General features: G+C 32.1%; 10 protein-coding genes. 9 read left to right on the forward strand and 1 reads right to left on the reverse strand.

Going from position 1 to position 14061, the window contains the following annotated elements; translation table 11 throughout:
• The first annotated feature begins 75 nt into the window (after positions 1-75).
• From V9L05_RS05595 to V9L05_RS05635, 9 genes are all read left to right on the forward strand, one after another.
• Positions 76-591 (forward strand): GAF domain-containing protein, encoded by a 516-nt coding sequence (locus V9L05_RS05595; protein ID WP_338814712.1) that lies wholly within the window; start codon positions 76-78, stop codon positions 589-591.
• 50 nt (positions 592-641) lie between these two features.
• The gene (locus V9L05_RS05600) at positions 642-1634 is read left to right on the forward strand and encodes an SDR family oxidoreductase (protein WP_338789891.1); all 993 of its coding nucleotides are present in this window, start codon (positions 642-644) and stop codon (positions 1632-1634) included.
• Between the two features lie 925 nt (positions 1635-2559).
• On the forward strand, positions 2560-3075 hold the full coding sequence (locus tag V9L05_RS05605) for a hypothetical protein (RefSeq protein WP_338814713.1): 516 nt from the start codon (positions 2560-2562) through the stop codon (positions 3073-3075).
• 185 nt (positions 3076-3260) lie between these two features.
• Positions 3261-4676: a TolC family protein gene (locus V9L05_RS05610; RefSeq protein WP_338814714.1), complete on the forward strand. Its 1416-nt coding sequence runs from the start codon at positions 3261-3263 to the stop codon at positions 4674-4676.
• Positions 4677-4751: 75 nt separating this feature from the next.
• Positions 4752-5903: an efflux RND transporter periplasmic adaptor subunit gene (locus V9L05_RS05615; RefSeq protein WP_338814715.1), complete on the forward strand. Its 1152-nt coding sequence runs from the start codon at positions 4752-4754 to the stop codon at positions 5901-5903.
• A gap of 51 nt (positions 5904-5954) precedes the next feature.
• Entirely contained in the window at positions 5955-9092 is a 3138-nt protein-coding gene (locus V9L05_RS05620; RefSeq protein WP_338814716.1) for an efflux RND transporter permease subunit, read from the forward strand.
• Between the two features lie 107 nt (positions 9093-9199).
• Entirely contained in the window at positions 9200-9538 is a 339-nt protein-coding gene (locus tag V9L05_RS05625; protein WP_338789886.1) for a hypothetical protein, read from the forward strand.
• Positions 9539-9870: 332 nt separating this feature from the next.
• On the forward strand, positions 9871-12222 hold the full coding sequence (locus tag V9L05_RS05630; protein ID WP_338814717.1) for a TonB-dependent receptor: 2352 nt from the start codon (positions 9871-9873) through the stop codon (positions 12220-12222).
• An 81-nt stretch (positions 12223-12303) separates the two neighbouring features.
• A complete protein-coding gene (locus V9L05_RS05635) occupies positions 12304-13515 on the forward strand; it encodes a PepSY-associated TM helix domain-containing protein (protein ID WP_338814718.1) in 1212 nt (403 codons plus the stop codon).
• Between the two features lie 77 nt (positions 13516-13592).
• Here V9L05_RS05635 and V9L05_RS05640 read toward each other — a convergent pair whose 3' ends face one another.
• Positions 13593-14024 carry a hypothetical protein gene (locus V9L05_RS05640; RefSeq protein WP_338814719.1) on the reverse strand — a complete coding sequence of 144 codons (432 nt, stop codon included), beginning with the start codon at positions 14022-14024 and terminating at the stop codon, positions 13593-13595.
• Positions 14025-14061 lie beyond the last annotated feature (37 nt).

Raw genomic sequence — 14061 nt, forward strand, 5'->3', positions numbered from 1 at the left:
TTCTCTGTAACTCTGTGTTCAATAAAATCATTTATAATTACTTCTAACTTCTTAAATCTAACTTCTAAATTTATTATGGCAGAAACATTAACTATCTCAAAAACGGCTACCAAAGCTGAAAAATACCAAGAACTTCTTCCTCAAATCAAAGCTCTTACTTCTGTTGAAAGCGACGTTACGGCAAATCTTGCCAATATTGCAGCAGCTTTAAAATATGGAATGGACTTTTTTTGGGTTGGATTCTATCGTGTAGAAACAAATAATTCTACTGACTTTGAAAAACAAACTCTCATTCTTGCACCTTTCCAAGGTCCTTTGGCGTGTACTCGCATAAAATATGGAAAAGGAGTTTGTGGAAAATCTTGGAAAGATAAAGCGACAATTTTGGTAGAAGATGTAGAAAAATTTGAAGGACATATTGCGTGTAGTACCGATTCAAAATCTGAAATTGTCGTTCCTGCTTTTGGAAAAGATGGAAATGTAGCTCTCATCTTGGATGTAGATAGCGATAAAGTGAATGATTTTGATGAAACAGACCAAAAATACTTAGAAGAATTAATGAAAGTCATTGAAGGTTTGCTTTACTCCTAAATTACAATTAACTTCTAATTTCTGAATTCTAACTTCTAAATTTATATTTTTTGGAAAATAACAAACTTACTTCAAAACGCATTCTCATTACAGGAGGAGCAGGTTTCATTGGCTCAAATCTCTGTGAAAAATTTCTAGCTCAAGATAACAAAGTCGTTTGTTTAGACGATTTTTCAATGGGAAGAAGAGAAAACATCGCTCATCTTTTAGAAAATCCTAATTTCACACTCATTGAAGGCGACATTCGAAACTTAGAAGACTGTAAAAAAGCTGTTGCTGATGTAGAACTGATTTTACACCAAGCTGCTTTAGGCTCTGTTCCTCGTTCTATTGCTGACCCAATTACTTCAAACGATGTAAATATTTCAGGTTTTGTAAATGTTTTGGTTGCTGCAAAAGAAGCAGGAATAAAACGTGTTGTTTATGCAGCCAGTTCTTCTACTTATGGCGACCATAAAGCACTTCCAAAAGTAGAGGAAAACATTGGTCGTCCACTTTCGCCTTATGCAGTTACAAAATATGTAAATGAACTCTATGCAAATGTCTTTTCAGATTTGTATGGTTTAGAGATTATCGGACTGCGTTATTTTAATGTTTTTGGTAGAAAACAGCGTCCTGATGGTGCGTATGCAGCCGTTATTCCTAAGTTTATTGGACTTTTAATGGAACATAAGCAGCCAACTATCTTTGGGGAAGGTGATTTTTCAAGAGATTTTACCTATATAGAAAATGTTTTACAAGCCAATGAGTTAGCTGCCACAACAACAAATCCAGATGCTATAAATCAAGTCTATAATGTAGCTTTTGGAGAACGAACAACAGTAAAAGAGATGTTCGAACTAATGCGTTCGTTACTCAGTAAATATGATTCTGAAATTGCAAATATAGAAGCAATTTATGGAGATAATCGTCAAGGTGATATTCCTCATTCGTTGGCTTCTATCGAAAAAGCTCAAAAACTACTTGGTTATTCTCCTCAATATTCCTTCAAAAAAGGACTTACAGAAGCGATTGATTGGTATTGGGAAGATATAAAAAATTAAACTTCTTATTTTTCCAATGTATGTGCAATACATAAAAGATATTTTTCTCCTTTACAAAAACTTATCAAAATATTGATAAGTTTTTTTTATGTACTTCTCAGAGTTTTTAGGGTTTACTCTTATTTTTAATAATAGGTAATTTTACTAATAAAGCCCAATTACAAAAACAGTAAATTTGTATTACAATGAAGTACAGATAATCTTGCAACTTACTTTTTAAAACTACTTACGCTTAATCCTCTTTATACCAAAACTATGTCTACTTACATTACTTTTAATTGGGTAAAACCTATAGTAAAGCAATAAAATATTCTATAAGAACCAAAGCAGATAGTTAAAAAACCTCCATTCTTTGAGTGAGGTTTTTTTGCATTAAATATATCTCGTCCTAAAATTACTTTAGGTTCTTTCTGTCGTTGGTAGTGACACCATGTCCGTCAAGTTAAGAAAACTGTACTCTATTTCTCCCATTATCAACGTCCATTTTGGCTTCGCCGACTTAAAAGTTCTTCGAAAATACACGATTGCTAAGGGAGAAAAGTGCTGATTTTGTTTATTTTACCTTAGCAATCGTCAGTTATCGAAGATAACAAGACGTTGATAATGGTAGGATAAACAATAGCTTGACGGCTATGGTAGTGACACCAGCAACTTTTGACTAAAAAGGTGTAATTCGGATAAAATTAGCGAGGTGCAAAAATTGTCAGAGAACCAAACAAATAGAATATAATATCCATAAACTATCCTTTTTTAGAGTGACAACAAGTAGTTTTATAAAAATTAACTCTTTATCCCAAAAATCTAACAACTTAATTTAGATATTTTCGTAAACTATTTTAGTTCTCAATTTGCAGAACCAAAAAAACTTACTATATTTGTATCATCATCTACAAAGAGTAATCAAGACACGAAAATAAATAAAAACATGAAGAGTAACAACCAAGATAAAAATGAGATTGAGCAAGAGTCTGTAAAAACACAAAAATTACAACAAAAAGAAACAATGGTAGAAGAAATGGGTGTTGTCTTTGAAAATCTAGGACTTACACCTATGCATGGACGTGTGTTTGCTTTTTTACTTTTATCAGAACCTCCTTATCAAGATTTTTATGCTATTCAAGAATTTCTAAAAGCTAGTAAGAGTGCTATTAGTACAGCTTTAAAATTTCTAACAGATAGAAAAATGGTTCAATATATTACTTTTAGTGGTGACAGAAAACGTTATTTTCAAGTGAATGTTGAAGGATGGTTAGAAAATACAAAAGAACGACTTCAATATGTGAGTACCTTAAAAGAGCTACATCAAAAAGTATTACGCAATCGTTCTGATGATAGATATGTAGAGTTTAATGAAAAACTAGCCGAAATTATTGATTTTCATTCACAACTCAATAAACATTTACAAGAGTTTGTCATAGAATGGGAGAAAAACAGAAAATAAAACAAATTTAAAAAGGAAACTTAATTTTCCTTTTTTTAAAACAAAAATGGTTCTTAATTTTCAGAACTATTTACACAAAACAGAAATATCTTTTATATAAAAACTTATACTTTATTTTTTTTAAAACAAAGGTTCTCAAAAAACAGAACTAAACAACTAAATAAAAACTTTCACATTTATCTATTATGAAAAAAAATCTTTTATCCTCGCTATTTTACTTTCTTTTATTCTTTTCTATTTCTAGTCAGAACGCCTTTTCTCAATCTAATGAAATCAGTTCTACACAGGCAATTTTAGATAAGCCAATGAGTTTACAAGAATGTTTAAAGTTTGCTGTAGAAAATAATCCAAATCTAAAAAGTGTAAAACTAGGTGAACGTTCAGTCGATGCACAAATCAAAGAAGTAAAAACAGAAGGAATGCCTAAAATTGTTGGATCAGGCTCTTATAATTATAATTTTGCTCTAGCTCAACAGCTTTTACCTGGAGAAATGTTTGGACAACCAGGAACAACTATTCCTGTCAAATTTGGTGTAGCTAATACGGTGAGTGGAAATATTGAACTGCAACAACTTCTTTTTAGCAAATCTTATTTTACAGGTATAAAAGCAGCACAAACAACTAAAGAACTTAGTAAATTAAATACCTTCAAAACGACTGAAGACTTAGTTTATAATGTAGCTCAAATTTATATGCAACTTGAAATTACTGAAAAACAAAAAGGAGTTTTGAAAGCAAATATTGATAGAATAGACCAGCTTATCAAAATTGCAGAAGTACAATTGGAAGAAGGTCTTATCAAAAAAATTGATGTTACCCAGCTAAAAGTAAATCGCATAAATCTATTAAGTGAACAACAAAGCACTGAGATTGGAAAAATTCAACAACTCAATCTTTTGAAAATGTATATGGGTGTTCCTCCTCAAACTGACCTTTTACTAGAAACACAAGACAGCACAAAAGAAGAGAATGGTTATTTATTAATGGAAGAGCTTTCTCTCAATCAGAATTCAGATCTAAAATTACTCAACAAACAGCTAGAAATTAAAGCCTTAGAATTAGAGAATGTAAATGCAGGTTATTTTCCTTCTCTTTCTACTTTTGTTCGCTATGGATGGCAAGGACAAACTGACCGATTATTTTCTAATGATGAACAATATAAAATACAAGGTTCGAAGGTAGGAATTGTAGGAGTTAGTTTGAACGTTCCCATTTTTGATAGCTTTCAAAAGAAACATAAGGCTGAACAAGTACGAGTAGCACAAAATCAACTCAGTTTTGATAGACAAAATTTAATCAATTCTATCCAAATGGAATTTGATAATGCCACTCAAACACTCAAACAAAACAGAACACTCATAGAAACACAAAAGGAAAATATGAATCTTGCCGAAGAACTCTATGATGTTACACGCCTATCCTATCAGGAAGGAATAGCTCCTCTGACAGAACTTTTAGATGCCGAAACAAGCCTTAAAGAAGCACAAACTCAATATTTAACTTCTTTGTTACAACTCAATTTGGCAGAATTAGACTATATGAAATCTAGTGGACAGCTCGCTGAATTAATCCAAAATGCAAGTACAAGTAGTAATGAATAATCTATAAAATCATTCAATTATTAATTACTCAATCTTTATAAATAAAAAATCTCATTCTATTATATTATTTCAAAAATGAAAAAGTACACAACTCCTATTATTGCCCTCTCTTTAGTTATTGCCATTGCTGTTTGGATGTTTTTAACCCTAAAATCCAACAAAGAAACTATTGATGCAAATGCAGCCGTTCAAGAGGATGTCATTACTAACATTCCTGTTCGTGTTGATAAAGTAGAACAAATTTCTTTTGATAAAAACATCAATTTCACAGGAACTTTTGAAGCTAGAAAAGAACTAGAAATTATTGCAGAAGCACAAGGACGCATTACACAATTAGCCATCAGAGAAGGTCAGCAAGTAAGTAAAAATCAACTTGTTGCCAAAATTGATGATACAAATATTCTTGCTCAATTAACTTCTGTTCGTGCAGTAGTAGCAAAAGCTAAAAAAGATGTAGAGCGTTATGAAAGGCTAACAGAAGCAGGTGCTATTAGCCAACAACAATATGAAGAAGTTAAATTAAACTATCAAAATGCTCAAGCAAATGTTACAGCAATTGAACAACAATTAAAATATTCTATGGCTCGTTCGCCTATGGCAGGAATTATAAAAGAGGTAAAAGTAGAAGAAGGAAGTTTTGCCTCAGCAGGAACTCTAATTGCTACTGTTGTAGATATAGAAAAACTCAAAATGATTGTAAAAGTAGGAGAAAAAGAAATTGTCAAAATCAAAAATGGACAATCGGTAGAAATAACTACAGATGTTTATCCTGACAATATCTTTAAAGGTACAGTAACACTTATTAGTGTACAAGCAGATGCAGGTAGAAAATATGAAGTAGAAATCGAACTTCCAAACCCTAACAAAACACCTTTACGTCCTGGAATGTATGGAAATGTAGCCATAGATGCTCAAAACAAAAATAATACACAAAATCAATCAGGACTTTTTGTAGCTCGTAAAGCAGTGGTGGGAAGTGTACAATCTCCAAAAATATATGTAGTAAATACTGTCAATGGACAAAATCAAGTAAGCTACAAAACAGTAAAAATAGGAAAAACAGTAGGTGATAAAGTAGAAATAATAGAAGGATTAAAAATGGGTGAAACCGTTGTGATAAGTGGACAAATCAATCTTAGTGATGGAAAAACAATCACTATTATGAATCAAGATGAAAATAAAAATTCCAACTTATCAGAAACTACAAAAACACCTGAATCTTTATAAAACCTTAGCTAAGAAAATACTTTTCTACCTCTCATTAAATTATAAAAATATATGTCAATTACAGAATTATCCGTTAAAAGACCATCACTTATTTTGGTGCTTTTTATCATTTTAGTTTTTTTTGGTCTTCAAGGGTATCAAACCCTTACTTATGAACTTTTGCCCGAAATTAATTCACCTGTACTTTCTATTTCTACGCAATATCCAGGAGCTTCTCCTAATGAAGTAGAAACAGCAGTTACTAAAGAAATAGAAAATGCTGTTTCTACATTAGAAAATTTAGATGTCATAAACTCTTTTTCACAAGAAAGTTACTCTGTTGTTACCGTAGAATTCAAATATGGAACAGACATCGATAAAGCAATGCAAGATGCACAATCAAAAATTGATGCCATTGCTTCAACGCTTCCTGATGATGTAAAAGACCCAAGTATTGGTAAGTTTTCTTTAGATGATCTTCCTATTATGCGTATTGGTGCAACTTCTGATATGGATGAAGTAGAGTTTACAAGTTTATTTGAAAATAAAATCACATCCGATTTGGCAAGAATTGAAGGTGTGGCTCAAGTAAATATTGTAGGTAAAGAAGAACGAGAAATTAATGTCAATGTAAATGGTGACAAACTCAATTACTATAATCTTTCATTGTTACAGGTTACGAATGCTATTTCGGCTGCCAATCTTGATTTTCCAACAGGAAGTGTAAAAAATGATGAGCAAGATATTATGGTTCGTTTGTCTGGAAAAATTAAAAGTTTGCCTCAACTCAGAAAGTTAGTCGTAACGACACTTGCTGATGGAACAAATGTTTTTTTGGAAGATGTAGCCGAAGTATATGATACTAAAAAAGAAACTTCTACTATTTCAAGAATCAATAGAAAAACATCTTTAGGTCTTGAAATCTCAAAGCAATCTGATGGAAATACAGTAGAGGTAAGTAAAGAAGTTAGAAAAAGATTAGAAGAACTCAAACAACAATATGCAGGTATCAACTTAGATTTTACTATTGCTTCTGACTCTTCTATTTTTACAATGGAAGCTGCCGATGCCGTAACTCACGATTTAGTAATTGCTATTGTCTTAGTTGCCGTAATTATGTTATTGTTTTTGCATAGCATTCGAAATGCAATTATTGTAATGGTTGCTATTCCTGTTTCTGTAATTACAACATTTGCTGTGATGGCTGTGGCAGGTTTTACACTCAACCTGATGACTTTATTAGCCCTTTCTTTGGTAATTGGTATTCTAGTAGATGATAGCATTGTAGTTTTGGAAAATATCCAAATGCACATGGAAAAAGGCAAGTCACCTTGGCAAGCCGCTTTAGATACATGGAAAGAAATTGGTTTGTCTGTCGTTTCTATTACGCTTGTGATTATTGTTGTTTTCTTACCGATTGGTATGGTTACAGGAATTGTAGCAGATATTTTAAGACAATTCTCATTGGTAGTAGTAGCAGCTACTTTAATCAGTTTACTTGTTTCTTTTACACTTACGCCTTATTTGGCTTCTCGTTTTTCCAAACTTACTCACTTGAATAATGAAAAATGGTTAGACAAGCCTCTAATTTGGTTTGAAAGCCTAATAAATGGTATCAAATCAGGTTTTGAGTCTATTTTAGTGTATGTTTTGAAACATAAAATAATTACGTCTATTGTAATTTTCTCAATGGTTATTGCTTCTTTCTTCTTGGTAATAGGTGGATTTATAGGAGCTGAATTTGCAGCCGAATCAGATAATGGAGAATTTATTATCAATATAGAACTTCCTAAAGATGCACCTATCGAACAAACTAATAGTGTTACTCAAAAAGTAGAAAATTATTTAGCTCAAAATAACGAAGTAGTTACTGTCTTTACAACCATAGGAAAAGGAAGTGGAGGAGCTACAAGTGCATATTTGGCAGAACTAAACGTAAAATTAGTTTCATCAGAAAAACGAGAAATGAATTCTGAACAGTATGCTCGTTTTATTAAAACTGAATTACAAAAAACTATTGCTGGTGCAAAATTTACAGCAGAACCTGTCGGAATGATTGGAGGAGCAAGTGCAGCCCCAATTCAAATCACATTACAAGGAACAGACCTTAATTTGATGTTGGAGACGAGTGAAAAAATACAAGAGATCGTAAAAGGTGTAGCTGGAACTTCTGAAGTAAAACCAACGGTAGAAGGTGGTAGCCCTGAAATAGCTGTAGACATAGACCGTGAAAAAATGGCTTCTTTAGGGTTGTCATTGGATGTAGTGGGTGCAACTATGCAAAATGCGTTTACAGGAAATACAGATACTCGTTTTAGTGAAGATAGTTATGAATATGACATTCGTGTTCAATTAGATGCTTTCGAACGTCAAAACCAAGAAGATATTAAAGAGCTTACTTTTTTAAATGACAAAGGCGAGCTAATCAAATTATCTCAATTTGCAGAAGTAGAGCAGAGTATGGGACCTTCTCGTTTAGAAAGAAAAGACAAAATTCCTTCACTCAATATCGAATCACAAGTAGTTGGAAGACCTGTCGGAACAGTAGGAGCAGATATTCAAGCTGCTCTTGCAAAAACTCAAATTCCTACTGGTATTGAAGTGAGTTTTGGAGGAGATTTGGAAAATCAGTCTGAGGCATTTGGTTCATTAGGGGTTGCCTTGATTACATCACTTTTACTTGTTTATCTGATTATGGTTGCTCTTTATGATAGTTGGGTTCAACCATTTGTAGTTATGTTTTCTATTCCTGTGGCTCTCATTGGCGCACTACTCGCTTTGGCTTTAACAATGCAAAACCTCAGTATATTCTCTATTTTGGGAATAATTATGTTGGTAGGTTTGGTTGTAAAAAATGCTATTCTGATTGTCGATTTTGTAAATCAACTTAAAAAAGAAGGAATGGAAAGCACACAAGCTGTCATAGAAGGAACAATGGAACGTTTTAGACCAATTTTGATGACAACAATTGCGATGGTAATTGCCATGATTCCTATTGCCATAGCAAGTGGAGCAGGTTCAGAATGGAAAAACGGACTTGCTTGGGTACTTATTGGAGGTTTGACTAGCTCTATGATTCTTACACTTTTAATTGTCCCTATTGCCTACCGAGTAGCTGATAGTATGGCAGAACGTTTTGAGAAATGGAAAGCAACAAGCAGTTTTTTCTCAAAAAATAAAGATGTACAAGATGTAGAACTGGCAAAATAAGTTCTTAATATTCTCAAATCCTTATTCTAGTTTCCTCTTAAACGATAAGCATTTTTCAATTTGAGAATACTTTTTATACAATTTCTAATACTAAAATTAAAGCAGTTATGAATATTCAACCTCATTTCAATCCGTCTAATCAAAATGCTATAAATCATTTTTTTAGCAATTCATCTACTCAAAAAGAGCAAAAACTCACCATGACTTCTTCAAAAATTGCTCATTATGTCAAAATGATATTACTGAGCCTCAATATAGAAGAGGAAAGAATTCAGCCTCATAGAAATTTTTATGAAGATTTTGATTTTGATATTCTGATGCACATCAACCTTATTCTTTTAGTAGAATCTTATTTTTCCATTTTTATCAATGATGAAGAAGCCGAAAAAATTACTACTATTCAAGAATTACAAGATGTCATTCAGACAAAATTACTGGGTTACTAAAAAGAATTCAAACTCTCAAGACACTTTTGAAAGTTTCAAATAGATTCTAATCTATGCAAAAGCAAAAAAGAGTTGTTTTAGACTAAAATAAGAGTCTGAAAAATTATAATCCAAAACTTAAGTTATTTAGAATCATTACTTACCATCAAAAAAGCAATCAAATATAATTTGAATTGCTTTTTTTCTTTTATAAAATCATTTACAAAAAAAATAATCATTAGGCATTTCAATTCTACAAAAATTGTAAAATTAATATAGTTTTTTTTGTGTGAATAGAATTATTTACTACTTTTGCTTTGTTATTTTTAACCAGTCTAAATAAAAACAAAGTCATGAAAATTATTTTTACCTTTCTATTCACAGCTTTGCTACATACAGTATTGTTAGCACAAAGCTCTATAAACGGCACTATCCAACTTAATGATGGAACACCTGCCGTAGCAGTCAATATCTATTTAGAAGGCACAAGTATTGGAACAACTACCAATGCTGTCGGATTCTATGAAATTAAAAATGTTGAAGCTGGCAATCACACTTTAAAAATTGCAGGGATTACAATCAAACCTATTTCAAAAATAATCTCAGTAGAAGCTAATCAAACGATAACTTTAAATTTTACTGTTGAAGAATCTACAGGCAATCTCAATGAAGTATCAGTACGAGCATCTTCTGAAAAATCAAAGTCAAAAGTTTCTACTTCATTGCGATTACAAACAGAAATTGAAAAACTTCCTCAAAATATTCAAGTCATCCAAAGAAAAGATTTAGATAATCAAATTGTATTAAGTCTGAGCGATGGTTTGTTGCGTAATGTGAGTGGAACAATGCGTTTGGAGCATTGGGGCGATGTTTATGCTCGTGTAAATATGAGAGGTAGCCGTGCTTCTGCTTTCTTCAATGGCGTAAATATTACTTCAAGTTGGGGACCTTTAACGGAAGATATGAGCTATGTAGAACGAGTAGAGTTTGTAAAAGGACCTGCGGGTTTTATGATGTCAAGTGGCGAACCAAGTGGTATTTATAATATAGTTACCAAAAAACCAACAGGCGATGATTTTAATGGGTCTGTACGTTTTACAACAGGTAGTTATAATTTATTTCGTGCTGAAGCTGATGTAGATACAAAAATTACTAACAAATTATCTGCAAGGCTCAATGTAATGGGACAAAATAAAAACTCATTTAGAGATTATGAATACAATGACAGATATATTGTTGCTCCTTCATTGCGTTATGATTTCAATTCAAAAACAAAACTTACTGCCGAATATATTTATCAGAAAGCAAAAATGTCTAACATTGGAGCATCTTATATTTTCAGTACAGAAGGCTATGCAACATATCCTGCCGAAACTACTCTAGGAGATTCTGGTCTTGAACCAAGTCTTGTTGATGACCAAACTTTCAATGTAAATTTCCAACACGAATTTAGAAAAGATTGGAAAATCACAGCACAAACTACCTATATAAATAGCTATCAAATCGGACAAAGTATGTGGGCTGGTTATGTACAAAAAGATTTGATTCAGCGTAATGTGAGCTTATTTGAATCTAGTAATATCATGAAATTTGCACAAGTTTATGTTAACGGTAAAGTTATGACAGGTGGTGTTAGTCATAAATTAGTTGGTGCTTTGGATGTAGGAACAAAAGAATATATGGCAGACTGGAATCAGTCGCATCAATTAGAAACAGGTGATAATTATTTTTCAATGACAGCAGATAGCTACCAACCTGTAACAAATGGTTATCCTGATTTTGATTTGTCACAACCATTAGAAATCCGTTCAAGTCCTTATGGAAGAATTAATTTACAATATTCAGGAATATATCTTCAAGATGAATTAGGATTTTTAGACGATAAAATCCGTCTTACTTTGGCTACTCGTTTTACAGATATTTCTCAATCAAGTTATGGTGGTGCAGAGCAAAAAGCTAGTCAATGGACTCCAAGAATTGGACTTAGTGGTTCAGTTGATGAGCATACTTCAGTTTATGCTTTATATGACCAAAGTTTTGTGCCTCAATCTGGCATTTTGAGAAATGGAGATAAAATTAAGCCTATTACAGGAAATAATTTGGAGATAGGAGTAAAAAGAGATTGGTTTGATAAAAAATGGACAACTACCTTATCTATTTACCAAATTACTAAGAAAAATGAGTTGATAAGTGATCCTAACAATGCTCCAACCGAACAATATTCTATCATAAAAGGAGAATCAGAATCAAAAGGAATTGAATTTGACTTGAGAGGAGAAATCATTAAAGGTTTGAATCTTACTTTAAATTATGCCTTAACTGAAAACCTAATTACAAAATCAAATGTAGAATCTCTACAAGAAGGCGACCTTGTTCCAGGATATGCAAAACATACAGCAAATACATGGATTGCTTACACACAGCAAACAGGATTTTTGAAAGGCGCAGGATTGTCTTTAGGTGCAACTATACTTGCTGACAGAACTACATGGGGATGGGCTTCTACTCCAAATCAACAATCTCTTGGAGATTATAAAAAAGTAGATGCAGGTATTTTTTGGGGAAATGATGATGTACAAGTTACACTCAATGTCTACAATGTACTTGATGAATATTTGTACAGTGGCGCACCTTATGGAACTTTCTACTATTATCAAGCTGAAGCTCCAAGAAACTGGCGTTTAGCTCTTGCCTACAAATTTTAATCTTTTCTATCCTAATATTTCTAAACTATCCAGAGTTTGTGCTTTGGATAGTTTAGTTGTTTATCTAATTTGACTATAATTATGACATTACCAAATAGAAAAAAAATATTCAAACAGTGGGTAAGAAAATTTCATTTATGGGCTGGCTTGGGTATTGGCAGTATTATTTTTATTATCTCTGTTACAGGTTGTTTGTATGTATTTAAAGATGAAATTCAAGACATTTTGCGAAAAGATGCTATGTTTCATAATGAGCCTGACATAGATAAAAAACAAGTATTACCTATTCATATACTAGAAAAAAAAGTAAATGAATATACACAAGAAAAATATCCTGTACACTGGGTAAATATTCCAATTGACAGAAATGAAAGTTATAGATTTTACTATTACGAAAAAAATCCTGAAACGACTTGGAATTATTTTGATGAATTTATTATCTATAAGTCTGTCTATATTAATCCTTATACAGGAGAAGTTTTGGGCATTTATGATGAGAAAAATGGTTTTTTCGGAGTTGTTTTAGGCATACATTTTTCTTTATTACTGTCACGTCCTATTGGAAGTTGGGTAGTCGGAATTACTACTTTGCTATTTATTGGAATGCTCATTTCAGGAATTATAATTTGGTGGCCAAAAAACAAAAAAGCTAGAAAACAGCGTTTTTGGTTTCCTAAAAAAAATCTAAAGAATTGGAAAAAGTTTAATTATGATTTGCATAATATTTTAGGATTTTATGCTTCTTTTGTCGGAATCATAATTGCGATTACAGGCTCTTTTTACGCTTTTTTCTTTGTTAGAGCCTTAATATATCTTGTCTTTTCGGGTGGACTTACACAATATCCTGATTTTTCAGAATACAAAACAACCTCTCCAAAAACAGAACGAACAGAAATAACTCCAGATAAAATAGCAACACAAGTCGAAAAATTGTATCCTGAAGCCTATGGATATAGTATTGACTTAGGGCATGAGCATTTAGACGAACATTCGCACCCTGCTTTTTCAATTTATATTCAACAGAAAAAAGGCGTTTATTATATCAATAATGAAGTTTTCTTTGATGAAAATTCAGGTGAAATGCTTTATAATCGTCCTCACAAAGAAAAGAATTTTGGAGAAAAAGTAATTGCAGCCAACTATGATATTCATGTAGGTGCAATTTTAGGACTAGGAGGAAAAATCTTAGCTTTTTTAGTATCACTTATTTGTGCATCCTTGCCAGTTACAGGTTTTATGATTTGGTGGCAAAGGCACAAAAAAAGAAAGAAACGTTTAAGAATAATTGAATAATTATATAAGCCTGAATAGTTTTTGAGTTAGTTGGTCAGACCAAACTATTCAGGCTATATATAACTTACTGATGCAAACTAAGCAACAGTGGCAGCAGAAGACAATGAACTTTCAATCCAGTTTTTCGCCTCCTCTGTATTGTCAAAGTACTGTACCTCAAAGCTCTGCGCTCCTTTTTGACCTTCCATAGTTTGTTCAATAGAAAGTTGTGAAATAAACTCTTTTGATACGATAATAGCATATTTTTTAAGCCCTGCTGCTATAAAACGAGGAAAAACCTCATTATCTACCCAGCTTTGTAGTTCTATCGTAATAGTGAAAGAAAAATCTCGTGTGTCGTCTAAGAAATATTTGGCATTGTATTTTTCAGCACACTCTGCTATTTTATTTATTTCAGCAGTAAAGTTATCTTCCTCAAGTTCTTCAGATTTTGGAGTCCAAGATTTTGATAGTATAGATTTAGATTCATCAAAATTAATAGTTTGATATTCGCTTTTGTAAATTTCCATGATAAATAGGATGAGATTATTTTTTAATTAAGGAATT

This window comes from Bernardetia sp. Wsw4-3y2 (genome assembly GCF_037126295.1).
Taxonomy (GTDB): domain Bacteria; phylum Bacteroidota; class Bacteroidia; order Cytophagales; family Bernardetiaceae; genus Bernardetia.

What these genes read in the sequence shown, in the direction of transcription:
- V9L05_RS05610 (WP_338814714.1), top strand. Translation starts at nt 3,261, where the DNA reads ATGAAAAAAAATCTTTTATCCTCGCTATTTTACTTTCTTTTATTCTTT.
- V9L05_RS05640 (WP_338814719.1), bottom strand. Translation starts at nt 14,024, where the DNA reads ATGGAAATTTACAAAAGCGAATATCAAACTATTAATTTTGATGAATCT.
- V9L05_RS05625 (WP_338789886.1), top strand. Translation starts at nt 9,200, where the DNA reads ATGAATATTCAACCTCATTTCAATCCGTCTAATCAAAATGCTATAAAT.
- V9L05_RS05615 (WP_338814715.1), top strand. Translation starts at nt 4,752, where the DNA reads ATGAAAAAGTACACAACTCCTATTATTGCCCTCTCTTTAGTTATTGCC.
- V9L05_RS05620 (WP_338814716.1), top strand. Translation starts at nt 5,955, where the DNA reads ATGTCAATTACAGAATTATCCGTTAAAAGACCATCACTTATTTTGGTG.
- V9L05_RS05630 (WP_338814717.1), top strand. Translation starts at nt 9,871, where the DNA reads ATGAAAATTATTTTTACCTTTCTATTCACAGCTTTGCTACATACAGTA.
- V9L05_RS05635 (WP_338814718.1), top strand. Translation starts at nt 12,304, where the DNA reads ATGACATTACCAAATAGAAAAAAAATATTCAAACAGTGGGTAAGAAAA.
- V9L05_RS05595 (WP_338814712.1), top strand. Translation starts at nt 76, where the DNA reads ATGGCAGAAACATTAACTATCTCAAAAACGGCTACCAAAGCTGAAAAA.
- V9L05_RS05605 (WP_338814713.1), top strand. Translation starts at nt 2,560, where the DNA reads ATGAAGAGTAACAACCAAGATAAAAATGAGATTGAGCAAGAGTCTGTA.